This window comes from Actinomadura kijaniata NBRC 14229, assembly GCF_001552175.1.
GTDB classification, from domain to species: Bacteria; Actinomycetota; Actinomycetes; order Streptosporangiales; family Streptosporangiaceae; genus Spirillospora; species Spirillospora kijaniata.
This window is the reverse complement of the sequence record NZ_BCQR01000044.1, coordinates 44,612-70,570: the sequence shown is the minus strand read 5'-3', so window position 1 is coordinate 70,570 and position 25,959 is coordinate 44,612. Positions and strand designations below refer to the sequence as shown.

The window sequence follows — 25,959 nt, the reverse complement described above, 5'->3', positions numbered from 1 at the left end:
GGCGTCCCGGCCGGCCTTGCGGGGATCGTGCACGAGGACGGCGGTGAGGTCCAGGTCCGGGTGGGCGGCGACGGCGCGGACGGCCAGTCGGCCGACGTTGCCGGTGCCCCAGACGACCGTGGGAATCATGCCCGGACGTTACCAAGCGCTTGCTTTAGGCGCCAGGGGCCGCCGCCAGCGCCGCCGCGACCACGGCCCGCGCCTCCTCCTGCACCCGCGCCAGGTGGTCCGGGCCCCGGAACGACTCGGCGTAGATCTTGTAGACGTCCTCGGTGCCGGACGGGCGCGCCGCGAACCAGGCGGCGTCCGTGGTCACCTTCAGGCCGCCGATCGGGGCCTTGTTGCCGGGGGCCTCGGTCAGGATCGCCGTGATCGGGTCGCCCGCCAGGGCGTCGGCCGTCACGTCGCCCGGCGACAGCCTCTTCAGCACGTCCTTCTCGTCCGGGGTCGCGGGCGCGTCCACCCGGGCGTAGGCCGGGTCGCCGTGCTCCTCGGTCAGCGTCGCGTACAGGCGGCTCGGGGACCCGCCGGTGACGGCCGTGATCTCGGCGGCCAGCAGCGCCATGACGATGCCGTCCTTGTCGGTGGTCCACACCGAGCCGTCGCGGCGCAGGAACGACGCCCCCGCGCTCTCCTCCCCGCCGAACGCCAGCGTCCCGTCCAGCAGCCCCGGCACGAACCACTTGAAGCCGACCGGCACCTCCAGCAGGTCGCGGCCCAGCCCCGCCGCCACGCGGTCGATCATGCCGCTGCTCACCAGGGTCTTGCCGACGGCGACCGACCCCGGCCAGTCCGGGCGGTGCCGGTACAGGTAGGCGATCGCGGCGGCCAGGAAGTGGTTGGGGTTCATCAGGCCCGCGTCGGGGGTGACGATGCCGTGCCGGTCGGCGTCGGCGTCGTTGCCGGTGGCCACGTCGTACGCCGCGCGGTTGTCGATCAGCGACGCCATCGCGTGCGGCGAGGAGCAGTCCATGCGGATCTTCCCGTCCCAGTCCAGCGTCATGAACCGCCAGGTCGGGTCCACCTCCGGGGTCACCACCGTCAGGTCCAGCCGGTGCCGCTCGGCGATCTCGGCCCAGTAGGCGACGCTCGCGCCGCCCAGCGGGTCGGCGCCGATCCGCACCCCGGCCGACCGGATCGCGTCCAGGTCGACGACCGAGGGCAGGTCGTCCACGTACGCGCCCAGGAAGTCGTAGCGGGCCGCCTCCGCCAGCGCCCGCTCGTGGGGGACGCGGCGGACGCCCTTCAGCCCGCCCGCGATCAGCGCGTTGGCGCGGTCCTGGATCCAGGACGTCGCGTCGGTCCCGGCGGGGCCGCCGTTGGGCGGGTTGTACTTGAAACCGCCGTCGCGGGGCGGGTTGTGGGAGGGGGTCACCACGACGCCGTCGGCCATGCCGGAGGAGCGGGTCCGGTTGTGGGTGAGGATCGCGTGCGAGACGGCGGGGGTCGGGACGTACCCGTCCCGGGCGTCGATCATCACCTGGACGCCGTTGGCCGCGAACACCTCCAGCGCCGAGGCCAGCGCGGGCGCCGACAGCGCGTGGGTGTCGGCGCCCAGGAACAGGGGGCCGGTCACGTTCCGCTCGGCACGGTACTCGCAGATCGCCTGGCTGGTCGCCAGGATGTGCTCCTCGTTGAACGCCCCGTCCAGCGCCGACCCCCGGTGCCCGGAGGTCCCGAACGCCACCGGGCGCTCGGCCCGCCGGACGTAGTAGGCCGTGACCAGGCGCGGCACGTCGACAAGGTCCTCAGGTCGGGCGGGCTGCCCGGCGCGTGCGTCCACCATGCAAGAACTCCTCGCTCGTCGGTGCCGGGATCGTTCCCCGCCGGCGGCCGAATTCACGGACCGGACGGGTCCGCGCCGCGCCCGGTGGGGTTGCCGGAGTGCCGGGCGGGCCCGCCGCAGCGGGCGCAGACGACCTCGGGCTCCAGCGTCTCCCCGCAGGAGTGCTCCCAGCGTATCGGCGGGTCCTCGGGGTTGAGGTGGCGGTCGCCCCAGGCCATCAGCGCCAGCAGCACGTCGCCGAGCTCCCGGCCCGCCGGGGTGAGGTGGTACTCGTGGCGGGCCGGGTGCTCCTGGTACCGCTCGCGGCGGAGGATCCCGGCCGCCTCCAGCTTGCGGAGGCGGGCGGTGAGGATGTCGCGGGACGCGCCGGTCCGGCGGGCGATGCCGTCGAACCGGCGGACGCCGTGGAACAGCTCCCGCACCACCAGCAGGCTCCACCGCTCGCCGACGACCTCCAGGGTGTCGGCGATGGAGCAGGGGCGGGGATCGGCGTCCTTGGGCATGTCCGCAGCCTAGAGGCGTTCGATGACGGTCGCGTTCGCCTGGCCGCCCGCCTCGCACATGGTCTGGAGTCCGTAGCGCAGGCCCCGGTCCTCCAGGTTGTGCAGCAGGGTCGTCATCAGCCGGGCCCCGCTCGCGCCGAGGGGGTGGCCGATGGCGATGGCGCCGCCGCGCACGTTCACCCTGGCGAGGTCGGCGCCGGTCTCGCGCTGCCAGGCCAGCACGACGGGCGCGAACGCCTCGTTCACCTCGAACAGGTCGATGTCGTCCAGCGCCAGCCCGGCGCGGTCCAGGACCTTCGCGGTCGCGGGGATGATCGCGGTGAGCATCAGCAGCGGGTCGTCGCCGACGACGGCGAACGAGTGGAAGCGGGCGCGCGGGCGCAGCCCCAGGCGGGCGGCGGCCTCGGCGGACATCACCAGGACGGCGGCGGCCCCGTCGTTGATCGGGGAGGCGTTCCCGGCGGTGATCCGCCAGGTGATCTCGGGGAAGCGCTCGGCCATGGCCGGGTCGAGGTAGGCGGGGCGGAGCCCGGCGAGGACCTCGGGACTGGTGTCGGGGCGGACGGTCTCGTCGGGCTGCCCGGCCCAGGCGACCTCGCGGTCGAACTCGCCGTTCTTCCACGCCTCGGCGGCGCGGCGGTGCGACTCGTAGGCGAACGCGTCCAGCTCCTCGCGCGGCAGGTCCCAGCGCGCGGCGATCAGTTCGGCGCTGATGCCCTGCCCGACCAGGCCGCCGGGGTAGCGGGCGGCGACGCCGGGGCCGAACGGGTCGCTGCCCGGCAGCACCGCCGACCCCATCGGGACGCGCGACATCGACTCCACGCCGCAGGCGACCGCGATGTCGTAGGCCCCGCTCCGCACGCCCTGCGCGGCGATGTGCAGCGCCTGCTGGGAGGAGCCGCACTGCCGGTCCACGGTCATCGCGGGCACGCTCTCGGGGAACCCGGCGGCCAGCACCGCGCTGCGGGTGACGTTGAGCGCCTGGTCGCCCGCCTGGGTGACGACGCCGCCGATCACGTCGTCGATCAGCGCCGGGTCGATCCCGGCCCGCTCCACGAGCGCGGTCAGGGTGCGGGCCAGCAGGTCGGCCGGGTGCTCCCCGTGCAGCGCCCCGTTCGGCCTGCCCTTGGCCACCGGCGTCCGCACCGCTTCCACGATCACCGCGTCGCGCATGGTCCCTCCTCGGACCTCGTAGGTTGGATTTTCCAACTCACTGGTCGCAGCATGCGCCCTGCCGGTTGGAAAACACAACCCACCGGGGCGTGGAACGCGTCACAGCACGGCTCGGGGGCCGTGGCGGTTGCGCGCCACGGCCCCCGAGGTGCGGGCCACTCAGTGGAAGGGGCCCGTTCCTGTTCTGTCCCTGGTGTCCCTCCTCGCGTCGAAGGGCTCCGCGGCGGAGCCACCCGGTTCTCGTCGACCAAGCAAGCGAGTCCTCCTCTTTCCCTCGACGTCCAGAGCGGTCACTTCGGACAGTAGCCCAGCGACCTGCGGATTTGGGGAGCTCATCCTCCAACAAGCCGCAAAGCCGCCGCCAAGCGGAACCGGGGCCCCCGACGGCGCCGCGGGCGCCTCAGACGGTGATCCCCATGTGCGCCAGGACCCGGTCGGCCAGGGCGCGGTCGCCGGAGGTCTCCACCGTCACGTCGGCGGGTCCGCAGCGTCCGGCGAGCAGGCGGACGAACGACTCCCAGTCCGTGCGCACCACCGCCGTCGGCCCTCCCTCCAGCGATCCCACGCGGGCGGCGCGGCCGTCGTCGCCCACCAGGACGTGCTCGGTGAACGCCACCGGCCCCGTCACCTCGAACGTCACCGACCGCCCCGGCGCCGCCCCGGCGCGCTTGGCCACGATGACCGGCAGGCCGGGCAGCAGGACGCGGCGCACGCAGTCGGTGGCGGGGGCGTCGAGGTTGCCGGGGCGTCCCACGGCGCGGCGGACGTCCTGCTCGTGGACCCAGCAGTCGAACGCCCGCAGCCCCATCAGCTCGGTGTAGGGCATCTCCCGGCCGGTCGGCGCGACGGCGGGTCGTCCGGGGTCGATGCCCGGCAGCTCGGCCAGGCGCCGCCCGACCACCTCGCGCAGCTCGGCCAGCACCTCCGGGCCGGAGCGGGAGCGCCGCGCGTCCACGGCGGCCTCCAGCCCGCGCCCCATCTCGTTGCGCACGTGCGGCAGGTCCGCGGGCAGGGCGTGGCCGGGCGCGGGGTCCTCGCCCAGCAGCGTCATCTCGATGCCGACCAGGTGGGAGAACACGTCCCGCACGTTCCAGCCGGGACACTCGGTCGGCCGCTCCCAGTCCGGCCCGGTGAAGTCCTCGGCGAGGGCCAGGGTCGAACGCATCGTCTGCTCGAACGCCGCGACGTTGGCGGCCATCACGTCCTTCATGGCCCGTCACGATCCCACAGCGCCCCGGCGGCGCCCACCCCGGGGAACCCGGGTCAGCGCACCGTCCGGCGCTCCTCGGCGGGTTCCCCGCCCCTCACCAGGTGCAGCCGCACCACGGCGGGCACCTGGTCGACGCCGAGCGCCGCGCGCAGCCGCGGGATCGCCCGGTCCCTGATGTCGTCGCGCAGCGCCATGGTGTCGGCGCCGCGGTCGTAGGAGACGTTGAGCTGGACCCGCGGGTGCCTGCGGGGGCCCATCAGCCGGGCCTTCGCCCCCTGGACGCCCGGGAACGCGGCGACGTCGGACTCCAGGGCCTCGGCGACGGCCTTCGACGACAGGCGGGTCTCCCCCTCGTCGGCGTCGGGCTCCATCGTCAGGTTCCCGTGCAGGCGGTGCGACCGTAGCTGCGCCAGCAGCCAGTACAGGCCCAGCAGCGCCAGCACCACCGCGACGCCGGCCACCACGGGCCAGAACCAGGCGTGCTCGGCGGCGTAGCGGCGGACCGTGTCGGTGAGCACCGGCTCGGTCGCGCGGGAGCGTCCCCACGCGCCCAGTCCCCGAAGCAGGGCCAGTCCCCCGGCGGCGACCAGGGCCAGCCCGAACAGGGTGAGGCCGACGTGGTTGAGGCGGGATGCGCGGCGGTCCATGGCGGGTCACTCCTTCACGCGGACGGACACCGTGCGCGGCGGCACCGGGGCCATCTCGTCGATCCGCCGCTGGGCGGCGTCGCGGACGCGTTCGGCCAGGGCGGGCCCGCCCGCGCCGCGCACGGTCAGCAGGATCCTGCGGCCCTTCACGTGGGCGCCGGCCTTCCCGACGCCGAGCAGCGACTCGGCGGCGTCCGCGGCGGCGTTCGCCAGGTCGCGGCGCGCGACGCCGACCAGCAGGTCGCGGTCCTCGCCGTGCAGCGGGACCAGCTTGGAGCGGCCCGGCAGCAGCCCCGCCCACAGCAGCAGCGCCCCCAGCAGCATCAGCCCGCCCGCGATGGCGAGGGTCTGCCAGTGGTCCCACCCGTGGGTGGCCGCCCACGTGGTGAGGCGCCCCTGGTCCGCGATCCGCACCGGACGGCCGATCAGCGTGGAGATCACCTGGGTGGCGGCGGCGGCCCCGGCGGCGGTCAGCAGCAGCGCCGCGACCAGGGCGGGCAGGACCCGCCGGGAACGGAACGTGCGGGTCGCCTTCCGGTCGGCCGCGCCGCCCACCTTCGGCGGGCTGGCGGACCGGTGCGGGACGTGCCCGGCGTGCGTGGCCATGTCACCCCTCCTCTTCCTGCCGGGGGACCGCGCGCCGGGGCCCCGGCTGCCGGGGGACCTCCAGCACCGTCACGTCGATGTCCACCCGGCCGACGGTCAGGCCGGTCAGCTCGTGCACGCGGGCGCGCACCTCGTCGCGGACGCGGCGGGTCACCTCCCGCACCGGCTCGGGGTAGGCGACCGCCAGCTCGACGCGCGCGATGACGTGGTCCCCGTGCACCTCGATGTCGGTGCGGGTGCGCCGGCCGCCGACCGGCACGCCGAGCACGGAACGGCCGACGCCGCCGGTGTCGTCGGCCGCGTCGGCGACGTGCTCGGCGATGCGCGCCACGACCCGGTCGGAGATCCGGGTGACACCGCGTCCACCGGCGACGACCGCGGTCATGGCGTGGGCCGCTTCCGCCCGTTGCCGCTGTTGAACTGCGAGACCATCTCGCTCAGGTCGAGTTCGCCCGCCAGGACGCGCCCGACCAGGAAGCCCACGATGCCGAGCAGCGCGACCAGGACGAACGCGCCGAACCCGCCGAACGCCCCGGCGAACCCCAGCGCCGTCCCGAAGACGAGGCCCACCAGGGGAAGAATCGTTTTGCCGTTCATGTCAGTTCCTTTCCGAGGACCCGGCGAGGGGCCCTCACCGCAGACGGCGGGCCCGCAGGCGCCGCGCCCGCCATCGGCCGATCAGCGCGACCGGCCCCCCGCGCCGCCGGACGGCGACGATCTCGGTGTGCGCCCAGACGGCGGGCCGCCGCCGTCCCCGCCAGGTCTCCAGCCCGGCCCGGAACGCCTCGGGGTCGCCGCCCAGGTCCGGATGGTTGGCCCGGAGCCAGGCGCGGTAGGCGGCCCGTTCGTCCGCCGGGCTCGGCCGGGGGTCAGGCATCCGCCTCCTCCGGGGCGGCGGGATCGGTCAGGTCGGCGACCAGGACGTGGACGGGGCGTCCGCCGGCCAGCGGGAGGACCGCCGCGCGGACGGCGTCGGCCAGCTCCGGCAGCACCCGCCCGTACTCGGCGACCAGCCCGATCTCCACCTCGGCGTCCCGGAACGCGACGCCCGCGACCGGCGCGCCGATCCGGTAGGTGACCAGCCGTCCGCGCGGCCCGGCGGTGAGCCCGGCGACGCCGTCCACCCCGGCGGCCGCGGCGGCGACGCGTTCGGCGCGTTCGGCCCGGTCGAGCGGCGTGGGTCCGGTGCGGTCGGTGGCGTCGCGCGCGGCGTCGCCGGGCGCGGCGCCCGCCCGCGCGGCCTCCCCGGGGGCGCGTCCGGCGTTCTCGTGCCGCGCCGTGCTCTGCGTCGCGGGCATGGTCACTCGACCCGGCGGTTGGCGGCGGACTCCCCCGAGCCGCCGGCCCGCTCGCGCATCGCCTCCCCGGCGCCGCGGACCTTCTCCTTCGCGCTCTCCAGCGCGCTCCTGGACCCCTCGCCCCCGTCGCCCTCGTCGTCGTCCTCGCCGGGCAGGTGGATGTCGTCCACGGTGATGTTCACCTCGACGACCTCCAGGCCCGTCATGTGCTCGACCTCGTTGATGACGTTCTCGCGGACGGCGGCGGCCAGGTCGGGGATGGCGACCCCGTACTCCACCACCAGGTCCAGGTCCACGGCGGCCTGGCGTTCGCCGACCTCGACCGAGACGCCCTGGGTGATGTTGTCGCTGCCGCCCAGGCGTCCCCGCACGGCCCCGAACGCGCGCGTCATGCCCCGCCCCATGGCGTGCACGCCGCCGATCTCCCGGGCCGCCATGCCCGCGACCTTGGCGACCACGCCGTCGGCGATCCGGGTGCGGCCGTGCTCGGTCTGCAGCACGCTGGAGTCGTCCGACTCCGAGCGGCGCATCTCCCCGCCGGGGCGCCGTTCCTCCTGGCGCCCGCCCTCCTGTCGCTGGTCGCCGCGTTCGGCCCCCGGTCGCGGAGCCTGGTTCGGCAGCGTGCCGACGGCCGGCCTGGTGGACTGTCCGCTGTCCTGGCTCACAACGTCCCCCCGATGCGTGAGTCGACGTGACCGGCCGTGCGCCGATCGATCGATCGTTTGATGCTCCGCCGTTCCCGCCCGGAACCGCCCGGCGGCCATATGAATACGTCAAAATTCCTTTACCGCAACAAAACGGGACCGAGGCCAGAAATGGCCTTCGGTCCCATCGCCGCCCGTACCGGTCCCCCTACCCGGAAACCTCCGGTTCTCCCTGCTCACCTGCGGAATCGGACCGAGCGGGGTAAAAACGCACCGAAGGACGCCCCACCTGCCCGTAATGCGGGCGGCGCACGGCGAGTCCGTTGTCGGCGAGATATTCCAGATAGCGGCGCGCCGTCACCCGCGACACCCCGGTCCGGTCGGCCGCCGACGCCGCCGACAGCCCGTCGGACGCCTCCGCCAGCACCGCCGCCACCGCCTGCAACGTCGGCTCGCTCATCCCCTTGGGCAGCGTCGAGTCCCCCGGCGTCCGCAGCGACGCCAGCAGCTCGTCCACCTCACCCTGCGCGACCGCCTCACCGGACCGCGCCACCCCGCGCCGGAACCGCGCGTACGCCTCCAGCTTGTCGCGCAGCGCCGCGAACGTGAACGGCTTCAGCAGGTACTGCACCACCCCCGCCGACACCGCCGACCCCACCACCGCCAGGTCCCGCGCCGACGTCACCGCGATCACGTCGACGGTGCTGCCCGACGCCCGCAGCGCCCGGCACACCGCCAGCCCGTGCGTGTCGGGCAGGTAGAAGTCCAGCAGCACCAGGTCCACCGGGCGGCCCTCCTCGGCCCGCCGGGCGCAGAACCGCAGCGCCTCGCCCCCCGAGTGGACGACGCCCGCCACCGCGAACCCGGCGACGCGCTCCACGTGCCGCCGGTGCGCCTCGGCCGCCACCTGGTCGTCCTCGACGACCAGCACCTCGATCACGCCGCTCATCCCCCGGCCCCCTCCCCGGACGCGCCGCCCCCGGTGGGCAGCCGGACGGTGACGGTCGCGCCGCCGTTCCCGGCCGCGCCGCCGTCCACCTCGATCGTGCCGCCGTGGCGGCGGACCGCCTGGCCGACCAGGGCCAGGCCCAGGCCGTTGCCGGCCGGCTTGGTCGTCCAGCCGCGCCGGAACATCTCCGGCACCGCCGCCGGGTCCACGCCCGGCCCGCTGTCGGACACCCGGAACACCAGCGCGTCGCCCTCCCCGCGCACCGCGACCGTCACGCGCGGGGAACGCTCGGCGGCGTTCTCCACGGCGGCGTCCACGGCGTTGTCCACCAGGTTGCCCAGCACCGTCACCAGGTCGCGGGGGTCCAGGCCGCGCGGGTCGGCCATCTGGTCGGCCCCGCCCTCGATGCGCAGCTCCACGCCGCGCTCGGCGGCCTCGGCGGACTTGCCCAGCAGCAGCGCCGCCAGCACCGGCTCCGCCACCGCGCCCACCACCTGGTCGGTGAGCCGCTGCGCGTCGGCCAGCTCGGCGGTCGCGAACTCCACCGCCTGCTCGGGACGGCCCATCTCCACCAGCGACACCACCGTGTGCAGCCGGTTGGCGGCCTCGTGCGCCTGGGCGCGCAGCGACTCGGCGAATCCGCGCACCGAGTCCAGCTCGCCCGTCAGCGACTGGAGCTCGGTGTGGTCGCGCAGCGTCACCACATGGCCCATCGCGCGGCCCTCGGAGGTGACCGGCGCGGCGTTGACGACCAGCACGCGGGTGTCGCTGAGATGGATCTCGTCGTCGCGCAGCTCCGCCGCCGCCAGCGCGGCGGCCAGCTCCGGCGCCAGCCCCAGCGCGGAGACGGGCCGGCCGCGCGGATCCCCGGCCCGGCCCAGGTCCAGCAGGTCGCGGGCGGCGTCGTTGCACAGCGCCACCCGACCCTCCCGGTCCACCAGCAGCAGCCCCTCGTGCACCGAGTGCAGGATCGCCGCGTAGTAGTCGAACATGCCGCGCAGCTCGCCCGGGGCCATGCCCCGCGTCTGCCGCCGCAGCTGCCTGCTGAGCAGGTAGCTCCCGGCGATCCCGGCCAGCAGCACCGCGGCCGCGACCGCCGTCAGCGACACCAGCCGCTCGCGCAGCTCGGCCGAGGTCGTCCGCACGGTGATCCCGGCCGCGACCAGCCCGACCACGCGCCCGCGGCCGTCGCGCACCGGCGCCACGGCCCGCACCGACGGCCCGAGCGTGCCGGCGTAGGTCTCGCTGAACGTCCGGCCCGCCAGCGCGGGCCCGGTGTTGCCGAGGAAACGGTGCCCGATCTGCCGCGGGTCGGGATGGGTGTAGCGGATCCCCGCCGGGCTCATGATCGTGATGAAGTCGACGCCGGTGTCGGCGCGGACCCGTTCGGCGAACGGCTGCAACGTGCGCCCGGGGTCCCCGGCGGCGACCGCGGGGCCCACGTGCGGCGCGTCGGCGATCGTCGCGGCGACGGCCGTCACCGTCTGCCGCGCCCGGTCCCGCGCCGCCCGTTCCGCGTCCAGCCAGGCCAGCGCCGCCCCGGCCGCCACCAGCAGCGCGACCAGCACGGCCTGGAGGCCCAGCAGCCGCCGGGCCAGGCTCCACCTTCGCGTGTCCACGACCGCCCAACGGGGTAGCCGCATGGCGTTGTTTCCTCCTCACCCCGTTTTCGCGTGAACAAAACGTACACAAAGGTGACACCGGTCACATAACCGCGCATAGTCGCTGTTCAGCCGGACATGGACGGGTCGATCCGGCGATGAGAGGAGCTACGACCGTGTCACCCGACACCCCACCCCCCGGCGAGCGGACAGCCGAGCCCCGACAGCGGCGCGACCGGGTCCACTACCTCTACATCGCGGTCCTGGTCGCGGTGTTCCTCGGCGTCGTGGTCGGATTCGCCACGCCGGACCTGGCCAAGGAGCTCAAGCCGCTCGGCACCGGGTTCGTCAACCTGATCAAGATGATGATCTCGCCGATCATCTTCTGCACGATCGTGCTGGGCATCGGCTCGGTGGCGCGCGCCGCCAAGGTCGGCCGGGTCGGCCTGATCGCGCTCGGCTACTTCCTGACGATGTCGACGTTCGCGCTGCTCATCGGGCTGGTCGTCGGCAACCTGCTGCACCCGGGCGAGGGCATGCACCTCAACCCCGAGGCCGCCGCCAAGGCGCACGAGCAGGCCAAGGGCGCCGAGGGCACCGCCGACTTCCTGCTGGGGATCATCCCGCACACGCTGGTGTCGGCGCTGACCGAGGGCCAGGTCCTCCAGACCCTGCTGGTGGCGCTGCTGGCCGGGTTCGCGCTCCAGCAGATGGGACCGGCGGGCGAGCCGATCCGGCGCGGGCTGGAGCACGTCCAGCGGTGGATCTTCCGCATCCTCTCCATGATCATGTGGGCGGCGCCGGTCGGGGCGTTCGGCGCGATCGCGGCGGTGGTCGGCGAGACCGGCTGGTCGGCGCTGCGCAGCCTGGCGGTCATCATGCTCGGCTTCTACATCACCTGCGCGGTGTTCGTGTTCGGCGTGCTGGGCGCGGTGCTGTGGCTCGGCGCGCGGATCAACATCGTCACGCTGCTGCGCTACCTGGCCCGCGAGTTCCTGCTGATCCTGTCGACCTCGTCGTCGGAGTCGGCGCTGCCCCGGCTGATCGCCAAGATGGAGCACCTGGGCGTGTCCCGGCCGGTCGTCGGCATCACCGTGCCGACCGGGTACTCGTTCAACCTGGACGGCACCGCGATCTACCTGACGATGGCGACGCTGTTCATCGCCGCCGCGCAGGACCAGCCGCTGTCGATCGGCTCGCAGATCGCGCTGCTGTTCTTCATGATCATCGCCTCGAAGGGCGCGGCCGGGGTGAGCGGCGCGGGCCTGGCCACGCTGGCGGGCGGCCTCCAGTCGCACCGGCCGGAGCTGGTGGACGGCGTCGGGTTCATCGTCGGCATCGACCGGTTCATGTCCGAGGCCCGCGCGCTGACCAACTTCGCGGGCAACGCCGTCGCGACCGTCCTGGTCGGCACGTGGACCGGCGAGTTCGACCGGGACCAGGCGCGGCGGGTGTTCAGCGGCGAGGACCCGTTCAACGAGGCCACCCTGCTCGACGAGCACGTGGCGGCGCGGGACACCGCCGCCGACGACCGGGCGCCGGCGACCGTCCCGGACGGCGTCACCCTGGACAAGGGGAAGGCGGGCGTCTGACCCGCCGTTCCCCGCACCGGACCGCGGCGTGCCGCCCGACCCCGCCGGGCGGCACGCCGCGCCTTCGCGCACTCCGGTCAGCCGCGCGGGCGGGGCGGCGGGTCGGTGAAGCGGAACGTCAGCACCGTCACCAGCCCCGGCAGCGCCAGCTCGGCGCGGCGCCGCTCCAACGGACCCTCCACCAGGGCCGCGCGCAGCGCGTTCACGCGCGTGTCGGGCGCGCACAGGACGGTCATCCGCAGCCGGGGGCGGGACCTCGTCCCGGTGAGCCGCACGTGCGCGGCGGCGACGCCCGGCAGTTCCAGCGTCTCGCGCCGCAGGTCCCGGCCGCAGGCGCGGGCCAGCCTCCGGGCCCGGCCGCCCATCAGCGCGCGGCGGCGCCCCAGGGCGTCGCGGCACTGCCCGGCCAGCCAGATCGCCCCCAGCAGCCCGGCGGTCTCGCAGGCCCCGGCCACCACCGGCCAGAACCACTCGTGCGTCACCACGTGGCGGAACGCCTCCGGGCGCAGCACCGCCTCGCGGGCGGTCCCGTCCGCCAGCCCCAGGCCCAGCCCGGCGCCGCCGAGGCCCAGCAGCGCCGCCCCGACCATCCCGATCACCGGCCGCATGTCAGTCCCTCCGCCGGCGCAGCCGGACCCCGACCGCCGCCGGGCGGGCCAGGTCCAGGTGGTCCAGCCGGCACGCGACGGCGATGCGGACCAGTTCGGCGAGGTTGCCGGGGTTGCGGTAGCGGGACGTGGCGCGCACGGTGACCCGGCGGCGGAACGGGCCGCGCAGCCGCACCCCGGCGCGCGCGACGCCCGGCACCTCCAGCGCCGCCCGGACCAGCGCGCGCCGCAGGTCGGCGCGGGCGATCCCGGCGGCCAGCGACGGGTCCGCGCCGTCCATCACGACCACCCGGGGACGCCCCGGCAGGGCCGCCGCGAGCAGCGCCAGCCCGAGCGCCGCCAGCGCGCCCGCGACCGCCAGCGCGCGCGGGTCGCCCCAGGGCGTCTGCCGCAGCACGGCCGACAGGCGTTCGACCGGGACGAGCCCGGCCGGGTGCCCGATCAGGCGGGACAGGACCTCCACCGCGCCGGCGCCGCCCGTCACCGTCACGGCCAGCGCGGTCGGGATGCCGACCGCCGCGCGCGACGACCGGAACTCCTCGGCCGCCCCGCGCCGGGCCCGCCGCCGTGCCCGCCGCAGCTCCCTCGCCTCGGCCCTGCCCGTCGTGGCGGTCGTCCCGGCCGTGCCGACGGACCGCCGCGTGACCAGTGTGTCGATCATCACCACCCCCGCTTGGACAACGGGCGCGCCGGGCGGCCCGTTACCCATCCGGCGGTCATGACCCCTTCAAGTTCCCGCAGGTCGGGCCGGAAATCAGCTGAAGACGACCGTGCGGTCCCGGTTCAGGATCACGCGGTGCTCGGCGTGCCAGCGCACCGCCCGCGCCAGCGCCAGGCACTCCATGTCCCGGCCGAACGCCATCAGGTCCTCGGGGCCGTGCGAGTGGTCGACGCGCGCGACCTCCTGCTCGATGATCGGCCCCTCGTCCAGGTCGGCGGTGACGTAGTGGGCGGTCGCGCCGATCAGCTTCACGCCGCGCGCGTGCGCCTGGTGGTAGGGCTTGGCGCCCTTGAAGCTCGGCAGGAACGAGTGGTGGATGTTGATGATCCGGCCGGGGAGCTTGGCGCAGAAGTCGTCCGACAGGATCTGCATGTACCGGGCCAGCACCACCAGGTCGGCCTTGTAGTGCTCCACCAGCGTCAGGATCTCCGCCTCCTGGGCGGCCCGGCCGCCGGGGCCGATCGGCAGGTGGTGGTAGTCGATGCCGTAGGACTGGGTGAGCGGCCGCATGTCGGGGTGGTTGGAGGCCACCGCGACGATGTCGATGTCCAGCAGGCCCGACTGCCGCCGGTACAGCAGGTCGTTCAGGCAGTGCCCGAACTTCGACACGAGGATCAGCACCCGCTGCTTGTCGGCGGTGTCGTGCAGCCGCCAGTCCAGCGCCAGGTCGTTCCCGACCGCCGCGAACGCGCCGCGCAGCTCGTCGGGGTCGGTGGCGGGCGGCGCCGCGAACTGCACCCGCATGAAGAACGTCCCGCTCTCGCCGTCGCCGAACTGCTGGCTCTCCAGGATGTTGCAGTCCCGCTCGGCCAGCAGCCCGGACACGGCCGCCACGATGCCGGGGCGGTCCGGGCAGGAGAGCGTCAACACGTACTCGCGGTGGTCGGTGTCGGTCACGATGTCACTTTCGCTGCGGTGGGGTCGTACGGGGCCCTGAGGCGGACGGTCGCGTCGCGGCGTTCCCCGGCCGCCTCGGCCTCGTGCTCGGCCTCGTGCTCGGCGTCGGTCAGGGAGGCCCGCCGGATGGCGTCCTCGCTCCGGACGCCCGGTCCGTTCAGGGTGAGGGCTACGAGCTTACGCCGAACGCCCTGCTCACGCTGCCGGGACGGGCGGCCCCCGGCCCCGCCCGCCCGCGCGGGCGCGGCCGTTTGAGCATTGCCCTAATTGGTATAGAAGGTGGCATCTGATTGGGCATCATCCCGTTTCGTGCCGTTCATTCGGCGTTACGCTCGGAGGTCGCCACGGACGCCGCACTGGTCGCCGCCGCGGTGCTGTTCTGCCTGGTCAGCGGAGCCAATGACGGGGGCGCGCTGCTCGCCCTCGGGCTCAAACTGCCGGTGCCCCGGATCAGGGCCGCGCTGGCGATGCTGACGGCGGCGGTCGTTGTCGTCCCGGTCGTGTTCGGGACCGGGGTCGCCGAGACGTTCGCGGCGGGGCTGGTGGGGTTCGGCTCCGGCGAGGACCCCGAGGACGCGACGGCGGCCGTGCTGGTGGGGGTGCTGACGGCGCTGGCGGTGACGCTGACGCTCACCTGGCGGGGGCGGCCGACGAGCCTGACGCTGGCGACCGTCGGCGGGCTCACCGGGGCGGGGCTGGGCGCCGGGCTGCCGGTGTCGGGCGAGCGCGTGGCCCTCGTGCTGGCGCTCGGGGCGGCGGCCCCGCTGGCGGGCTGGGCCCTGGCGCTGGGGGTGGTGCGGCTGCTGTGGCGGGTGCCGCCGGGCGGGCCGCTGTCCCGCGTCCACCTGGTGGGGTTCGCGGTCCTGTGCGCGGCGTACGCGGCCAACGACGCGCAGAAGATGCTCGCCGTGCTGGCCATCGCGCTGGGCGTCACGGCCGGGGCCCTGCCGTGGTGGGCGCTGGCGCTGGCGGGCGCGCTGTTCGCGGCGGGCGCGGTGTACGGGCTGCCGCGCGCGGGCCGGACGCTCGGCGGCCAGCTGCTGGCGGTAAGGCCCGTCCATTCGGTCAGTTCTGAGATGTCCGCATCCGCTGCCGTGCTCTGCTCGTCGGCCCTCGGGGTACCGGTGAGCATGACCCAGTCCGTCGCCGGGGGCCTGATCGGCGCGGGGGTCGTGTCGGGAGCCGGCCGGGTGCGCTGGGAGGCGGCGATGCGCCTGGCCATGGCCTGGGTGCTCACCCTGCCCGGCAGTGTCGTGATCGCCGCGATGGGAGCGCTGGTGGTGGAATGAAGGGCTTGCTGCGCCGTTACCTGGGACTGGTCAACGGACGGATGGACACCGGCCTGGAGGACGCGCTGCTCGACCAGCTGCGGACGGCCGAGGAGGGCGCGGAGGTCGCCGCCGCGATGGTGGAGGGCGAGGTCCCCCGGGGCGAGGCCCGCGACCGGATGCGCCGGATCGAGCACCGCGGGGACACGCACCGGGGCGCGTTCGTGGAACGCCTGTCGGAGGCGCTGGTGACGCCGATCGACCGGGAGGACCTGTTCCGGCTGTCGCGGTCGATCGACGACGTGCTGGACACGCTGCGCGACTTCGTGCGCGAGTCGCACCTGTACGAGCTGCCCGACCAGTCGCGGCTGACGCCGATGCTGGCCGAGGTGCAGGCGGGGGTGGCGGCGCTGGAGGCGGCGGCGACGGCGCTGGTGGAGAAGCCGTCGCAGGCGGCGCAGAGCGCGCTGGAGGCCCGCAAGGCCGGGGGCGCGGTCCGGCGGCTGTACCAGTACGAGGTGGCGCGCGTGCTGGACGGCGAGATGACCACCGAGACGATGAAGGAACGCGAGCTGGTGCGGCGGCTGGAGATGGTCGGCCAGCACATCAGCGACGCCGCCGACGCCATCATGGACGGTGCGATGAAGCGCTGGCACTGAACGGGGAGGGGACCCGGTGACCGAAGCGGAGAGCGATCGTCCGGCGGTGCGGATCGTGTGCCTGGACGGGGCGGCGCGCGTCCTGCTGATGAACTGGCGCGACCCGGTGCACGGGCGGGTGTTCTGGGAGCCGCCGGGCGGGGGCGTGGACGCCGGGGAGTCGGCGCTGGAGGCGGCGCGGCGGGAGCTGACCGAGGAGACGGGGCTGCCGGGGTCGGCCGTGCGGGACGTCTCGGTCCCGGTCGAACGCGACTTCACGTGGATGGGGCGGCGGTACGTGAAGACCGAGCCGTTCTTCCTGGCACGGTTCGCCGGGACGCCGGAGGTGGACCCGGCGGGGTTCACGGCGGAGGAGCACGAGACCTACGTGGGGCACGGCTGGTTCTCGCTGGACGAGCTGGCCACGCTGGAGGAACTGGACCCGCCCCACATGGCCGAGATCATCGGAACCCTGCTGGCCCGCTGAGCTCAGCCCCTGACGGCGACGGTCACGATCTCACGACTGCGACCCGTGACCGGGGTGCGGTCCCAGCCGCCGTACCGCTCCTCCACCGCGAAGCCCGCCCCGACGAGGCGGCCGCCGTGCCCGCTCGCGCGGGCGTGGGCGAGCGCCATGCCGGTGCCGCAGCCGACGTCCAGGACCGCGTCCGCGCCCATGACCAGGTCGTGGGACAAGCGGCCGCCCGGCACGGACGCGGGGTCCCAGGGGTAGAGGGCGACGGCGTCGGCATCGGAGTACACGGCGGCGGTGTGCGACGCCTCCCCGCGATGATCAACCGATTTCGGTGAGGGCGACCACCGGGATCGTGCGGTCGGTACGGGAGCGGAACCGGGCGAAGTTGGGGTCCTGCGCGATCTGGCGTTCCCACAGGGCGTCGTGTTCGGACTCGTCCACCAGGGTCGCCTTGGCCCGGTGACGCTCCGCGCCGAACTCGACGGTCGCCTTCGGGTTCTTCATGAGGTTGTGGAACCAGGCGGGGGCGGTGGGCGCGCCGCCGTTGGAGGCGAACACGACCAGGCGGTCGCCGTCGGGCAGCGCGACGAGCGGGGTGGTGCGTTCCTTGCCGGTACGCGCGCCGATGGTGGTGAGCAGCAGCAGGGGGACCCCTTCGAAGGGGCCGCCGACGCGGCCGCCGTTGGCGCGGAATTCCTCGATGACCCTGAGGTTGAACGGGTTGGACATCGGTCCTCCTCGACTCGTTTCGGACAGGTCCCACTCTCGGTGGAGGCCGGGGACGCGACAACGGGAGATTGTGGAAGGATCGATCACTTGGGCTTATCGGCGGAGGTGAGGGTGGACAAGCACGAGATCGAGACGTTCCTGACACTGGCGGAGGAACTGCATTTCGGGCGGACCGCCGAGCGTCTCCACCTGTCGCAGGCGCGGGTCAGCCAGACCATCAAGCAGCTGGAGCGCAGGATCGGCGCGCCGCTGTTCGACCGGACCAGCCGCCGGGTCGCGCCGACGCCCCTCGGCCGCCGCCTGCACGAGGGGCTCGCACCGGTCTACGCCCAGCTCCAGTCGGTCGTCGCGGAGGTGACGGCGGCGGCGCGGGGCGTGGAGGGCGTGCTGCGGCTCGGTTTCCTGGGATCGGCGACGGGCAAGCTGACGCCGCGCATCCTGACGGCGTTCGGCGCCGCGCATCCGGACGTGGAGATCCGGATGCGCGAGGTGCACCCGGCCGACCCGCTGGGGCCGCTGCGCGACGACGAGGTGGACATGCTGCTGACGCGGCTGCCGGTGGAGGAACCGGACCTGAAGGTGGGGCCGATCGTGCTGTCGGAGCGGCAGGTGCTGGCCGTTCCGGCGGGGCACCGGCTCGCGCGGCGCCCGGCGGTGCGGCTGGAGGAGCTGGCCGAGGAGCGGACGTTCGGCCTGACGGGGTCCGCGCCGGAGTACTGGTGGGACGCGCAGACGCCCCGCCGGACGCCCGGTGGGCGGGAGATCCGGCGGGGCCAGTCGGTGGGGACGTTCCAGGAGATGATGACGCTGATCGCCGCGGGGCAGGGCGTGTCGCCGGTGGCGGCGTCGGTGTGCTGCTTCTACGCGCGGCCGGACGTGGCGTTCGTGCCGCTGGAGGACGCGCCGCCGACGGAGGTCGCGCTGGTGTGGCGGGCGGCGGGCGAGACCGAGAAGCACCGCGCGTTCCTGCGGGCGACGTGCGGGGTGGTGCGCGAGAACGGCGGCCCCGCCGACTCCTGAGGCCGGGGCGCGCGCCCCGGCCCCGGCGGGGTCTCAGGCGTTCAGCCGGGCGAACTGGTCGTCGGTGAGCTCGATGTCGAGCGCGGCGAGGTTCTCGTCCAGGTGGGCGATCGAGGTGGTGCCCGGGATGGGCAGGACGGTGGGCGAGCGGCGCAGCAGCCAGGCCAGCGCGACCTGGGACGGCGTGGCCCCGACCTCCTCGGCGACCCGCGCGGCCGCGTCGAGCCGCGCCCCCATCGCGATCGGGAAGAAGGGCAGGAACGCCATCCCCTCCGCCGCCGCGTGGTCCACGACCTCCTCGTGCTGGCGGGCCGCGAGGTTGTAGACGTTCTGCACGCTGGCGATGGGCGCGATCCCGGCGGCCTCCTTCAGCTGCTCGACCGTGACCTCCGACAGCCCGATGTGGCGGACCTTCCCCTCCTCCTGCATCTGCCGGAGGGCGCCCACCTGGTCGGCCAGCGGGTAGTCGGGGTCGATGCGGTGCAACTGGAGCAGGTCGATGCGCTCGACCCTGAGCCGCCGCAACCCCAGCTCGGCCTGCTGCCGCAGGTAGGCGGGGTGCCCGTGGGTCACCCACTCGGTCGGCGAGGGCCGCAGCACACCGACCTTGGTGGCGATGACGACGTCGTCGCGGTAGGGGTGCAGCGCCTCGGCGATCAGCTCCTCGTTGCCGCCCAGCGCGTAGGCGTCCGCGGTGTCGATCAGCTGGACCCCGGCCTCGACCGCGTGCCGCAGCAGCGCGACCGCGCCGTCCCGGTCGGCGGGCGGCTTCCAGATGTGCGCCGCGGCCGGGTCGGCGGGCCGCCCGGGCCCGTCCGCCAGCCGCATGGCCCCGTACCCGATCCGCCGCACCGTCAGGTCGCCGCCGATGGTCAACTCACGCATGGTCGTTCTCCCAGCTCAAAGCCGTTTCTCAGGAACACGACCACTCTGCCGGGCACCCCCTCCCCCAACAACGCCCGATCCCGGAAGAATCGATCACCCAGCCTTATGAATAGCCGACCCCGCCGTCACCAAGGCCCGGCGTCACATGGCCCCACCACCACGCGGCCCCACCACCACGCGGACCAAGCGCCACGCGGACCAAGCGCCACGCGGACCAAGCGCCACGCGGACCAAGCGCCACGCGGGCCCAACGTCGTGGACCCAGCGTGGCGGGCCAGACGTGGCGGGCCAGGCGTCACGCGACCCCACCACCACGCGGCTTCTGTGTCACGCGGGCTCTGTGTCACGCGGGCTCAGCGCCACGCGGGCTCGGCGTTGTGTGGGCTCGGCGTTGCGTGGGGTCAGGGTTGTGTGGGCCAGGTGGGTTAGGGCGGCGGTGATTCTTGTCGGGGGTAGGCCGCGTTCTCGTTGGTGGGCGTAGACCTCTGAGGCCAGGGGTGCCAGCAGGGTGTCCACCAGGGCGTCGGGGTCGGGGGCGTCCGCCGCCACCAGGAGCGAGCGGACGTGCGCCCGCCAGAAGCCGTACGCGCCCGTGGTCAGGCGGGCGCCGCCCGACTCCGCGCCCAGGGCCAGGTCGATGTGGGCTTCGAGGAGGTCGACCATCGCGGCGTAGAACGCGGCCAGGCGCTCGCCCGGAGGCGCGCCCGGTCCCAGGGGCGGGTCGCCGCCGAGGAGCTTCTCCTGGAGGTTCCGCTCGTGTTCGTCGAGGAGCGCGAGGGCGATCGACCGGACGTCCGGGTAGCGCCGGTAGAGGGTGCCGCGGCCCACGCCCGCGGCCTTCGCGACGTCGTCCATGGTCACGGTGCGCGGGTCGCGTTCGGCGAACAGCCCGGCGGCCGCCTCCAGCACCCTGGCGCGGTTGCGGGCGGCGTCGGCCCGTTCGCGGGGGCGGTGGGGGGAGTCATCGGCGAGCAGGTTCATGTCGACGACTCTATCCCCGCGCCGGAATATCTGGACAGCGTGTCCGCTTTGATCTAACGTAACCGGACACAACGTCCACTTGATCCGGAGGTCCCGACATGGCCGGTCTGCTCCATCTCGACGCCAGTGCCCGCAGCCGCTCGTTCAGCCGCGAGCTCGGCGACGTCTTCGCCGCCGCCTGGCGCGAGGCGCACCCCGACGGGGGTTACGTGCACCGGGACCTGGCGGCCGAGCCCGTCCCGTTCATCGACGAGGCGTGGACCGAGCTGTGCGACAACGTGCTGAGCTCCGGGATCACCGACCTGCACCGGCTGAAGGAGAACGTGCGCACCCCGCGGCAGGCCGCCGCGTGGGCGACGCTGGAGCCGCTGTTCGACGAGCTGGTCGCCGCCGACGTCGTGCTGATCGCGACGCCGATGTACAACTTCGGCGTCCCGGCCTCGCTGAAGGCGTGGATCGACCAGGTCACGTTCCCCAAGATGCGGCTGACCGGCCGGCGTTTCGTGGTGGCCTCGGCCCGCGGCGGCGCCTACGGGCCCGGAACGCCGCGCGAGCCGTTCGACCACCAGGAGCGCTACCTGCGCGACTTCTTCGCCGGGCACTTCGCGGTCGAGGACGTCGCGTTCCTCAGCGTCGAGCTCGTCAACTCGCTGATCGACCCCGGCCTGGCCGGGCGGCGCGCCGAGCACGGGGAGTCCCACGCGGCGGCGCTGGAGGCCGCCCGCACGCTCGCGAAGGAGTACTGACGATGGGCTGGCTCATCCTGCTGGCGGCCGGAGTGGTGGAGGTCGCCTGGTCGCAGAGCATCAAGCCGACCGAGAACTTCACCCGTCCCCTGCCCACCCTGCTGTGCCTGGTCCTGATGGCCGTCGCGGTGTTCCTGCTGTCGGTGGCGATGAAGACCGTCCCGGTGGGGACCGCCTACGCCGTCTTCACGGGGATCGGCGCGTTCGGCGCGGTCACGCTGGGCATCCTCATCCACAAGGACCCGATGAGCGTGGGCCGCGTCGCGGCCCTGGCCCTCATCCTCGGCGGCGTCGTCCTGGCCCGCGTCACCGACCCCGAGTGACCCCGCTCCCCGGCGCCGGGCCCGCTCCGGCGCCGGGGACCGCCGGGTCAGGCGGGCGCGGCCGCGCGGAGGAGACCGGCCCGGGCCCGTATCGCGGCCACGGCCTCGGGCTCGTGCCCGCCGGTGAACGTGGTGTTGCCCTCGTAGGTGACGCCGGCGGGCGGCGCCTCGGCGCCGACCGGGTCGGCGTCCCAGAAGTTGCCCCGGTAGACGACCTCCTCCAGCGGCGGTGACACGTGCAGGACGGCCGTGCTGTCGGCGCGGACGACCACGTTCTCCTCGACCGTCACCCAGGCCGCGCCGTAGTCGGTGTAGAGGCCGAAGTTGTACGGCGTGCGCGTGTCCTCGATGACGTTGCCCCGGACGACCGCGCCCGAGTCGTGGGAGTCCCCCTGCGTCCCGGCCAGGTAGACGCCCCCGCCGTCGGCCAGCGTCCGCATGGTGTCGGTGACCAGGTTGCGCAGGATGCGGGTCCCCTGGCCGGGCCCGGCGACGATGCCGCAGTGCGGCACCTCGGAGATGTGGTTGTGCGCGACGGCGCACCCGGTCGTCCCGCTCAGCGCGACGCCGGGCGAGCCGGAGAACTCCAGGCCGACGCGGTGGACCCGGTTGTCCTCCACGAGGACGGAACGGCCGCCCTCGACCACCAGGGCCCCGGCCGAGAGGGTGTCGAAGTCGCACCCGCGCACCGTGACGTCCGCGCCGCCGGACACGCCCAGCCCGGTGGCGCCCAGCCGGGTGAAGCGGCAGCCCTCGACCCGCACGCCGGACACGTCCTCCAGCACCACGCAGGCGGGGATCGTGGCGGACTCCCCGGGGATCGTGACCGAGCCGACGCCCTCGCCGAGCGAGACGGTCCGGACCGGGCCGCCGACGTAGAAGCCGCTCCCGTGGTAGTGCAGGAAGCCGTCGGGGCCGCTCGGCCGGAGCCAGGTGGCGTCGGCGAACGTCAGCCCCCGGAGGACCACGCCGCGCACGCCGGTGGCGCGCAGCAGCGTCTCCAGGACCGGCGCGACCACCCGCGTGCGGTCCGGGTGCTCGCCGGGACGGGGCAGGTAGCGCAGCAGATGGCGGCCCGGCCGCGACCGCTCCAGGACGAACGTCCCGGGCTCGGTGAGGAAGGCGGCGTCGTTCTCGACCCGGGTCGGCAGGCCGGGCCCCCGGGAGGTCTGCCCCTCCCAGGTGGAGTTGTACAGGGCGAGCGCGCGGTCGAACGCGGGCCGGGCCATGGTGATCGCGGCGCCGTCGCCGTCGGCCGCGACCGAGGCCACGCCGCAGCGGGCCTCCGTCCACGGGTAGACGCCCCGGTGGACGAACTCCACATCGCCCGGGCTGTGCCAGGACAGCGGCTCGGCGCTGTCGGTGACGTAACCGGTTTCGGTGGCGGTGACCTGGCCGGGGAGGCCGTCGATTCCCGCCCGCTCGACCCGGCGGCCGTCCACGTAGAGCTGCCGGGTGTCCAGGTCGCCGACCTCGGCCAGCCACACGCCGTCCTCCACCCGCCATCCGGTGACGGGGCGGCCGCCGCTGACGACGACGTCCTCCTGCTCGGCGGTGCCGTACCCGTAGGGCTGGTAGACGACGTTCCCCGAGTCGGCGTCGGTGAGTTCCAGGGGCTCGTCCAGCACGTGCGTGCCGCCCCTGAGCCGGACGGCGACCTCACCGGCGACGGCGCGCGCGGCGTCCCGCGCGCGGCCGAGGGTGGCGAAGGGGTGTTCCCGCGTGCCCGGGGCGGAGTCGTCCCCGTGAGGATCGACGAAGAGTTCGGTCATGGGCCTGCCATCTCCGGTAGTGTTTATGGCGTACACAAGGTGTATACCGTAGACCAAGGAGGGCGGGATGGCGCAAGGCGGGAAAGAGAATCCGGATCATGTGGTGGAGCTGCTGTGGCGCGCGCCGGAGGCGCGGCCGCGGCCGGGGCTGAGCCTCGACCGGATCGTGCGCGCGGGCGTCGAGCTGGCCGACGCCGAGGGCCTGGCCGGGCTGTCGATGCGGAAGGTGGCCGAGCGGCTGGGCTTCACCACCATGTCGCTCTACCGGCACGTGCCCGGACGCGAGCAGCTCGTCGACCTCATGTGCGACGCGGTGGCGGGCGAGACGGCGGTCACCGGGGACGCCGAAGGGGACGGCTGGCGGGCACGGCTGGAGGCGTGCGTCAGGAGCGGCTGGGAGCTGCGCCGCCGCCACCCGTGGCTGACGGAGGCACGCGGCGGCCGCCGCGTGCCCGGCCCCCACACCCTCGCGGTCTACGAGCGGATGCTGAACGCGGTCGCCGTCACCGGGCTGCCCCCCGCCGAGGTGATCGCCGTGGTCGGCCTCGTCGGCCGGTTCGTCGACTCCGAGGCGATGCTGCTCCTGGAGTCCGCCAGGGCCGAGCGGCGCAGCGGCGTCAGCGACGAGGACTGGTGGGGAGGCCGCGACGCGCTGTTCGAGCGGCTGCACGACTACCCCACGCTCACCCGGCTGTGGGAGGAGGGCGGCTTCGACCGGCCGGAGGACCCCTTCGAGTTCGGCCTCGCGCGCCTGCTGGACGGCATCGACCTGCTGATCCAGCAGCGTTACGAAACTCGTGACGAAAATGCGGGATGCGTCGTGTGCGGCACGCCGGTGGGACGCTCCGCCTCCGGGCGTCCCCGGACGTACTGCTCGTCCTCCTGCCGCCAGCGGGCCTACCGCCGGCGCAGGACCTCGTAGCCGGCGGCCGCCGCCCTCAGCGGAGGCAGGCGTCAGCGTCCACGATCTCGGCGTGCATGTTGAGCTCCATCATCCTCAGCGCCGCCTCGCCCAGGTCGGGGTGCAGGGCGGCGACGGCGTCGCGCGGCACCTGGACCTCGAAGTGCCGCACGTAGGCGTCCAGCGCGGTGTAGAGGACGCACTGCTCGGTGACCTGACCGGTCAGGACGACCCGCTCGATGCCGTTCCGCGACAGCACGTACTCCAGGGACGTGCCGTAGAACGCGCTGTGGCGGACCTTGGGCAGGAACGCACAGTCGGGCGCGGGCACGATCGGCTCCACCAGGTCCGGCCTCGCCCCCTCGCACGCCGCCGCCACCAGGTCCTCGCGCGTGGCCGAGAAGTCGCCGTGGTTGTCGTTGACGTAGACCAGCAGCGCCTCCTTCCCCTCGCCGCGGCGTACGCGGTCGATCAGGCGGCTCAACGGGCCGATCATGCCGGCCACGCTCTCGGCCAGCGGTTCGGCGTCCTCGTGCCGGTAGGGGTTCAACATGTCGATGACCACGACGGCGGTACCACCCATGATCGCCCTGTTCCCCCAGGACGCCGGACCATTCGCGCAGGTTAGACGACCTTGGTGATCCGGCACTCGATGCCCGCCGGGCCGGGCGGCGTCCGGGCCGGGGTGGAGCCGCCGAACGTCCTGGTGTCGCGGACGTCGAACGTCTGCTGCCCGATGCTCTGCCTGGTCGCGGCGTCGAGCACCTCGACGGTCACCTGGTAACGGGACGAGTCGCCTTCGATCGTGCCGTTGACCGAGACGGTCCCGGCCCCGTTGACGGTGTTCACCTGGCAGTCGACCTGGGCGTTGTAGGTCCGGCCGCCGGGCCGGGGCGGGCCCTCCCCGGTGAGCGCCGGGACGAGCGCGACCAACGCGATGAGGCTCGGCACGGCCACGGCGATGAGGAGCGCCCTCCGGTTCCTCCTGCGGCCGTCCCGCCCGTGGGGGTCGTGGGAAAGCGTCCACTCGTGCGTGGGCATGCCACCTCGCTAACTCTGTTCCGGGTGATCATAGTTGGGCGTGCAACCATGCCGTCAGGCGGGCCAGGCGCGGGTCGCGTTCGGGCGGGAGGCGGCTCAGCAGGTGGTAGCCGGTGCCGTCGGGGACGAAGCCGAACGGCGCGACGAGGCGGCCCTGCTCCAGGTCGTCGCGGGCCACGGCGTACGGCGCGATCGCGACCCCCACGCCGGCGGCCGCCGCCTGGAGGGTCAGGTAGAAGTGTTCGAGGGTCTGCTCGGTCGCGGACCTCGCCGCCGCTCCCGTGACGCGCCGCCAGTCGTCCCACGCCTCCGGACGTGACCTGGTGTGCAGCAGGGGCACCGCGCCCAGGTCGTCGGCCGTGACGCGGGACGCCAGGTCGGGGTGGCAGACCGGGCCGATCCGCTCGGGGAACAGGGGGACGCGGCTCACCCGGTCGGGGAACGGGAAGTCGTCGCGGCGGATCGCCGCGTCGATGCCGTCGCGTTCGAAGAAGACCGGTCCCCCCGCCGCCGACAGGTGGACGGTGATCTCCGGCGCGGCGGCGGCCAGGTCGGGCAGCCGGGGGATGAGCCAGCGCATCAGCAGCGTGGGCTCGCAGGACAGGGTGAGCGGCCCGGCGGGCGCGTGGCCCGAGATCTGCTGGGCGGCCGCGTCGATCTGGTCGAGCGCGTCCCTGACGACGGCGGCGAGCTGGCGGGCCTGGGGGGTGGGGTGCAGGGCCCGGGTCCGCCGTTCGAACAGCGGCGTCCCGAGCGCCTTCTCCAGCTTCCGCACCTGGCGGCTGACCGCGCCGTGGGTGAGGTGCAGCTCGCGCGCCGCCTCGGTCATGCTCGCGTGCCGGACGGTCGCCTCGAAGGGCAGCAACGTGTTCAGTGGGGGAAGCGCCGGCCATCGCATGCGTGAAGATTACTCACAGATGGCGTGAGAAGTAGTCGTTTGTCCTG

Annotated in this window: 31 protein-coding genes and 1 pseudogene; 8 read left to right on the top strand and 24 right to left on the bottom strand. The window is 74.3% G+C overall.

Features of this window, described 5'->3' with window-relative positions; all coding sequences use genetic code 11:
• Positions 1-154: 154 nt before the first annotated feature.
• The 13 genes and pseudogenes from pgm to AKI01S_RS15980 form a co-directional block, all read right to left on the bottom strand.
• Complete coding sequence (pgm, locus tag AKI01S_RS16040; protein WP_067817414.1) at positions 155-1,786, bottom strand: phosphoglucomutase (alpha-D-glucose-1,6-bisphosphate-dependent); 1,632 nt, start codon at positions 1,784-1,786, stop codon at positions 155-157.
• Positions 1,787-1,839: 53 nt separating this feature from the next.
• Positions 1,840-2,289: a winged helix-turn-helix transcriptional regulator gene (locus AKI01S_RS16035; RefSeq protein WP_067817411.1), complete on the bottom strand. Its 450-nt coding sequence runs from the start codon at positions 2,287-2,289 to the stop codon at positions 1,840-1,842.
• A 9-nt stretch (positions 2,290-2,298) separates the two neighbouring features.
• On the bottom strand, positions 2,299-3,462 hold the full coding sequence (locus AKI01S_RS16030; RefSeq protein ID WP_067817409.1) for a thiolase family protein: 1,164 nt from the start codon (positions 3,460-3,462) through the stop codon (positions 2,299-2,301).
• Between the two features lie 400 nt (positions 3,463-3,862).
• Entirely contained in the window at positions 3,863-4,672 is an 810-nt protein-coding gene (locus tag AKI01S_RS16025) for a maleylpyruvate isomerase family mycothiol-dependent enzyme (protein WP_067817406.1), read from the bottom strand.
• A 53-nt stretch (positions 4,673-4,725) separates the two neighbouring features.
• Complete coding sequence (gene amaP, locus AKI01S_RS16020) at positions 4,726-5,319, bottom strand: alkaline shock response membrane anchor protein AmaP (protein WP_067817404.1); 594 nt, start codon at positions 5,317-5,319, stop codon at positions 4,726-4,728.
• 6 nt (positions 5,320-5,325) lie between these two features.
• Complete coding sequence (locus AKI01S_RS16015) at positions 5,326-5,925, bottom strand: DUF6286 domain-containing protein (protein WP_083999658.1); 600 nt, start codon at positions 5,923-5,925, stop codon at positions 5,326-5,328.
• 1 nt (position 5,926) lies between these two features.
• Positions 5,927-6,310, bottom strand: coding sequence for an Asp23/Gls24 family envelope stress response protein (locus AKI01S_RS16010; RefSeq protein ID WP_067817401.1), 384 nt, complete (start codon positions 6,308-6,310; stop codon positions 5,927-5,929).
• The gene (locus AKI01S_RS16005) at positions 6,307-6,522 is read right to left on the bottom strand and encodes a hypothetical protein (protein ID WP_083999656.1); all 216 of its coding nucleotides are present in this window, start codon (positions 6,520-6,522) and stop codon (positions 6,307-6,309) included. Before AKI01S_RS16005 ends, AKI01S_RS16010 begins: the two co-directional genes overlap by 4 nt.
• A 34-nt stretch (positions 6,523-6,556) precedes the next feature.
• On the bottom strand, positions 6,557-6,802 hold the full coding sequence (locus AKI01S_RS16000) for a hypothetical protein (protein ID WP_067817398.1): 246 nt from the start codon (positions 6,800-6,802) through the stop codon (positions 6,557-6,559).
• Positions 6,795-7,223: a hypothetical protein gene (locus AKI01S_RS53470; protein ID WP_245681641.1), complete on the bottom strand. Its 429-nt coding sequence runs from the start codon at positions 7,221-7,223 to the stop codon at positions 6,795-6,797. Before AKI01S_RS53470 ends, AKI01S_RS16000 begins: the two co-directional genes overlap by 8 nt.
• A 107-nt stretch (positions 7,224-7,330) precedes the next feature.
• A pseudogene (locus AKI01S_RS53465) lies at positions 7,331-7,753 on the bottom strand (Asp23/Gls24 family envelope stress response protein); the annotation flags it as partial.
• 322 nt (positions 7,754-8,075) lie between these two features.
• On the bottom strand, positions 8,076-8,816 hold the full coding sequence (locus AKI01S_RS15985) for a response regulator (RefSeq protein ID WP_369688723.1): 741 nt from the start codon (positions 8,814-8,816) through the stop codon (positions 8,076-8,078).
• Positions 8,813-10,459, bottom strand: coding sequence for a sensor histidine kinase (locus AKI01S_RS15980; RefSeq protein WP_067817394.1), 1,647 nt, complete (start codon positions 10,457-10,459; stop codon positions 8,813-8,815). The genes AKI01S_RS15985 and AKI01S_RS15980 overlap by 4 nt, the downstream gene beginning before the upstream one ends.
• Positions 10,460-10,593: 134 nt before the next feature.
• Between AKI01S_RS15980 and AKI01S_RS15975 the strand changes: the two genes are divergently transcribed.
• Entirely contained in the window at positions 10,594-12,009 is a 1,416-nt protein-coding gene (locus AKI01S_RS15975) for a cation:dicarboxylate symporter family transporter (RefSeq protein WP_245681640.1), read from the top strand.
• A 77-nt stretch (positions 12,010-12,086) separates the two neighbouring features.
• Here AKI01S_RS15975 and AKI01S_RS15970 read toward each other — a convergent pair whose 3' ends face one another.
• The 3 genes from AKI01S_RS15970 to purU all read right to left on the bottom strand — a co-directional run bounded on the left by AKI01S_RS15970 (position 12,087) and on the right by purU (position 14,235).
• Positions 12,087-12,617, bottom strand: a complete 531-nt coding sequence (locus AKI01S_RS15970; protein ID WP_067817389.1) for a hypothetical protein — start codon at positions 12,615-12,617, stop codon at positions 12,087-12,089.
• A 1-nt stretch (position 12,618) separates the two neighbouring features.
• Positions 12,619-13,278 (bottom strand): DUF6286 domain-containing protein, encoded by a 660-nt coding sequence (locus AKI01S_RS15965; RefSeq protein ID WP_067817386.1) that lies wholly within the window; start codon positions 13,276-13,278, stop codon positions 12,619-12,621.
• A gap of 93 nt (positions 13,279-13,371) precedes the next feature.
• Positions 13,372-14,235 (bottom strand): formyltetrahydrofolate deformylase, encoded by an 864-nt coding sequence (gene purU, locus AKI01S_RS15960; RefSeq protein WP_067817383.1) that lies wholly within the window; start codon positions 14,233-14,235, stop codon positions 13,372-13,374.
• A 371-nt stretch (positions 14,236-14,606) separates the two neighbouring features.
• Between purU and AKI01S_RS15955 the strand changes: the two genes are divergently transcribed.
• Genes AKI01S_RS15955 through AKI01S_RS15945 form a run of 3 tightly spaced genes read left to right on the top strand, consistent with a single transcriptional unit; the run spans position 14,607 to position 16,628 of the window.
• Positions 14,607-15,524, top strand: coding sequence for an inorganic phosphate transporter (locus AKI01S_RS15955; protein ID WP_067817380.1), 918 nt, complete (start codon positions 14,607-14,609; stop codon positions 15,522-15,524).
• Complete coding sequence (locus AKI01S_RS15950) at positions 15,521-16,162, top strand: DUF47 domain-containing protein (protein WP_083999652.1); 642 nt, start codon at positions 15,521-15,523, stop codon at positions 16,160-16,162. Before AKI01S_RS15955 ends, AKI01S_RS15950 begins: the two co-directional genes overlap by 4 nt.
• Positions 16,163-16,178: 16 nt before the next feature.
• On the top strand, positions 16,179-16,628 hold the full coding sequence (locus AKI01S_RS15945) for an NUDIX hydrolase (RefSeq protein ID WP_067817377.1): 450 nt from the start codon (positions 16,179-16,181) through the stop codon (positions 16,626-16,628).
• Between the two features lie 2 nt (positions 16,629-16,630).
• Here the strand turns inward: AKI01S_RS15945 and AKI01S_RS54840 are convergent, their stop codons facing one another.
• Both AKI01S_RS54840 and AKI01S_RS15935 read right to left on the bottom strand, forming a co-directional pair.
• Positions 16,631-16,903 (bottom strand): class I SAM-dependent methyltransferase, encoded by a 273-nt coding sequence (locus tag AKI01S_RS54840; protein WP_067817375.1) that lies wholly within the window; start codon positions 16,901-16,903, stop codon positions 16,631-16,633.
• Positions 16,904-16,934: 31 nt separating this feature from the next.
• Positions 16,935-17,345 carry a nitroreductase family deazaflavin-dependent oxidoreductase gene (locus AKI01S_RS15935; protein WP_067817368.1) on the bottom strand — a complete coding sequence of 137 codons (411 nt, stop codon included), beginning with the start codon at positions 17,343-17,345 and terminating at the stop codon, positions 16,935-16,937.
• 111 nt (positions 17,346-17,456) lie between these two features.
• On the opposite strand from AKI01S_RS15935, the gene AKI01S_RS15930 reads away from it, so the two are divergent.
• Positions 17,457-18,365, top strand: a complete 909-nt coding sequence (locus AKI01S_RS15930) for a LysR family transcriptional regulator (protein ID WP_169813967.1) — start codon at positions 17,457-17,459, stop codon at positions 18,363-18,365.
• 33 nt (positions 18,366-18,398) lie between these two features.
• On the opposite strand, the gene AKI01S_RS15925 is transcribed toward AKI01S_RS15930, so the two are convergent.
• Positions 18,399-19,250 carry an aldo/keto reductase gene (locus AKI01S_RS15925; protein ID WP_067817365.1) on the bottom strand — a complete coding sequence of 284 codons (852 nt, stop codon included), beginning with the start codon at positions 19,248-19,250 and terminating at the stop codon, positions 18,399-18,401.
• Positions 19,251-19,577: 327 nt separating this feature from the next.
• Entirely contained in the window at positions 19,578-20,231 is a 654-nt protein-coding gene (locus AKI01S_RS15920) for a TetR/AcrR family transcriptional regulator (RefSeq protein ID WP_083999651.1), read from the bottom strand.
• Positions 20,232-20,329: 98 nt separating this feature from the next.
• On the opposite strand from AKI01S_RS15920, the gene AKI01S_RS15915 reads away from it, so the two are divergent.
• Both AKI01S_RS15915 and AKI01S_RS15910 read left to right on the top strand, forming a co-directional pair.
• Entirely contained in the window at positions 20,330-20,977 is a 648-nt protein-coding gene (locus tag AKI01S_RS15915; protein WP_067817362.1) for an FMN-dependent NADH-azoreductase, read from the top strand.
• Between the two features lie 2 nt (positions 20,978-20,979).
• Positions 20,980-21,300 carry a DMT family transporter gene (locus AKI01S_RS15910; protein WP_067817360.1) on the top strand — a complete coding sequence of 107 codons (321 nt, stop codon included), beginning with the start codon at positions 20,980-20,982 and terminating at the stop codon, positions 21,298-21,300.
• Positions 21,301-21,347: 47 nt separating this feature from the next.
• Here AKI01S_RS15910 and AKI01S_RS15905 read toward each other — a convergent pair whose 3' ends face one another.
• The gene (locus tag AKI01S_RS15905) at positions 21,348-23,072 is read right to left on the bottom strand and encodes a right-handed parallel beta-helix repeat-containing protein (RefSeq protein WP_067817357.1); all 1,725 of its coding nucleotides are present in this window, start codon (positions 23,070-23,072) and stop codon (positions 21,348-21,350) included.
• Between the two features lie 67 nt (positions 23,073-23,139).
• On the opposite strand from AKI01S_RS15905, the gene AKI01S_RS15900 reads away from it, so the two are divergent.
• Positions 23,140-23,994: a TetR/AcrR family transcriptional regulator gene (locus AKI01S_RS15900; protein WP_067817354.1), complete on the top strand. Its 855-nt coding sequence runs from the start codon at positions 23,140-23,142 to the stop codon at positions 23,992-23,994.
• 16 nt (positions 23,995-24,010) lie between these two features.
• Here AKI01S_RS15900 and AKI01S_RS15895 read toward each other — a convergent pair whose 3' ends face one another.
• The 3 genes from AKI01S_RS15895 to AKI01S_RS15885 are packed head-to-tail and all read right to left on the bottom strand — an operon-like array spanning position 24,011 to position 25,912.
• Positions 24,011-24,556, bottom strand: coding sequence for a cysteine hydrolase family protein (locus tag AKI01S_RS15895; protein WP_067817351.1), 546 nt, complete (start codon positions 24,554-24,556; stop codon positions 24,011-24,013).
• 41 nt (positions 24,557-24,597) lie between these two features.
• Positions 24,598-25,014: a hypothetical protein gene (locus AKI01S_RS15890; RefSeq protein WP_067817348.1), complete on the bottom strand. Its 417-nt coding sequence runs from the start codon at positions 25,012-25,014 to the stop codon at positions 24,598-24,600.
• A gap of 28 nt (positions 25,015-25,042) precedes the next feature.
• Positions 25,043-25,912 (bottom strand): LysR family transcriptional regulator, encoded by an 870-nt coding sequence (locus AKI01S_RS15885; RefSeq protein WP_067817345.1) that lies wholly within the window; start codon positions 25,910-25,912, stop codon positions 25,043-25,045.
• Positions 25,913-25,959 lie beyond the last annotated feature (47 nt).

Coding starts and splice junctions, on each gene's coding strand:
- AKI01S_RS15950 (WP_083999652.1), top strand. CDS start 15,521: ATGAAGGGCTTGCTGCGCCGTTACCTGGGACTGGTCAACGGACGGATG.
- AKI01S_RS16015 (WP_083999658.1), bottom strand. CDS start 5,925: ATGGCCACGCACGCCGGGCACGTCCCGCACCGGTCCGCCAGCCCGCCG.
- AKI01S_RS15935 (WP_067817368.1), bottom strand. CDS start 17,345: ATGTCCAACCCGTTCAACCTCAGGGTCATCGAGGAATTCCGCGCCAAC.
- pgm (WP_067817414.1), bottom strand. CDS start 1,786: ATGGTGGACGCACGCGCCGGGCAGCCCGCCCGACCTGAGGACCTTGTC.
- AKI01S_RS15925 (WP_067817365.1), bottom strand. CDS start 19,250: ATGCGTGAGTTGACCATCGGCGGCGACCTGACGGTGCGGCGGATCGGG.
- AKI01S_RS15985 (WP_369688723.1), bottom strand. CDS start 8,816: ATGAGCGGCGTGATCGAGGTGCTGGTCGTCGAGGACGACCAGGTGGCG.
- AKI01S_RS15905 (WP_067817357.1), bottom strand. CDS start 23,072: ATGACCGAACTCTTCGTCGATCCTCACGGGGACGACTCCGCCCCGGGC.
- AKI01S_RS15920 (WP_083999651.1), bottom strand. CDS start 20,231: ATGAACCTGCTCGCCGATGACTCCCCCCACCGCCCCCGCGAACGGGCC.
- AKI01S_RS15965 (WP_067817386.1), bottom strand. CDS start 13,278: ATGATCGACACACTGGTCACGCGGCGGTCCGTCGGCACGGCCGGGACG.
- AKI01S_RS16000 (WP_067817398.1), bottom strand. CDS start 6,802: ATGCCTGACCCCCGGCCGAGCCCGGCGGACGAACGGGCCGCCTACCGC.
- AKI01S_RS16035 (WP_067817411.1), bottom strand. CDS start 2,289: ATGCCCAAGGACGCCGATCCCCGCCCCTGCTCCATCGCCGACACCCTG.
- amaP (WP_067817404.1), bottom strand. CDS start 5,319: ATGGACCGCCGCGCATCCCGCCTCAACCACGTCGGCCTCACCCTGTTC.
- AKI01S_RS15970 (WP_067817389.1), bottom strand. CDS start 12,617: ATGCGGCCGGTGATCGGGATGGTCGGGGCGGCGCTGCTGGGCCTCGGC.
- AKI01S_RS16010 (WP_067817401.1), bottom strand. CDS start 6,310: ATGACCGCGGTCGTCGCCGGTGGACGCGGTGTCACCCGGATCTCCGAC.
- AKI01S_RS53470 (WP_245681641.1), bottom strand. CDS start 7,223: ATGCCCGCGACGCAGAGCACGGCGCGGCACGAGAACGCCGGACGCGCC.
- AKI01S_RS15910 (WP_067817360.1), top strand. CDS start 20,980: ATGGGCTGGCTCATCCTGCTGGCGGCCGGAGTGGTGGAGGTCGCCTGG.
- AKI01S_RS15890 (WP_067817348.1), bottom strand. CDS start 25,014: ATGCCCACGCACGAGTGGACGCTTTCCCACGACCCCCACGGGCGGGAC.
- AKI01S_RS15885 (WP_067817345.1), bottom strand. CDS start 25,912: ATGCGATGGCCGGCGCTTCCCCCACTGAACACGTTGCTGCCCTTCGAG.
- AKI01S_RS16025 (WP_067817406.1), bottom strand. CDS start 4,672: ATGAAGGACGTGATGGCCGCCAACGTCGCGGCGTTCGAGCAGACGATG.
- AKI01S_RS15915 (WP_067817362.1), top strand. CDS start 20,330: ATGGCCGGTCTGCTCCATCTCGACGCCAGTGCCCGCAGCCGCTCGTTC.
- AKI01S_RS15895 (WP_067817351.1), bottom strand. CDS start 24,556: ATGGGTGGTACCGCCGTCGTGGTCATCGACATGTTGAACCCCTACCGG.
- AKI01S_RS16005 (WP_083999656.1), bottom strand. CDS start 6,522: ATGAACGGCAAAACGATTCTTCCCCTGGTGGGCCTCGTCTTCGGGACG.
- AKI01S_RS16030 (WP_067817409.1), bottom strand. CDS start 3,462: ATGCGCGACGCGGTGATCGTGGAAGCGGTGCGGACGCCGGTGGCCAAG.
- AKI01S_RS15900 (WP_067817354.1), top strand. CDS start 23,140: ATGGCGCAAGGCGGGAAAGAGAATCCGGATCATGTGGTGGAGCTGCTG.
- AKI01S_RS15980 (WP_067817394.1), bottom strand. CDS start 10,459: ATGCGGCTACCCCGTTGGGCGGTCGTGGACACGCGAAGGTGGAGCCTG.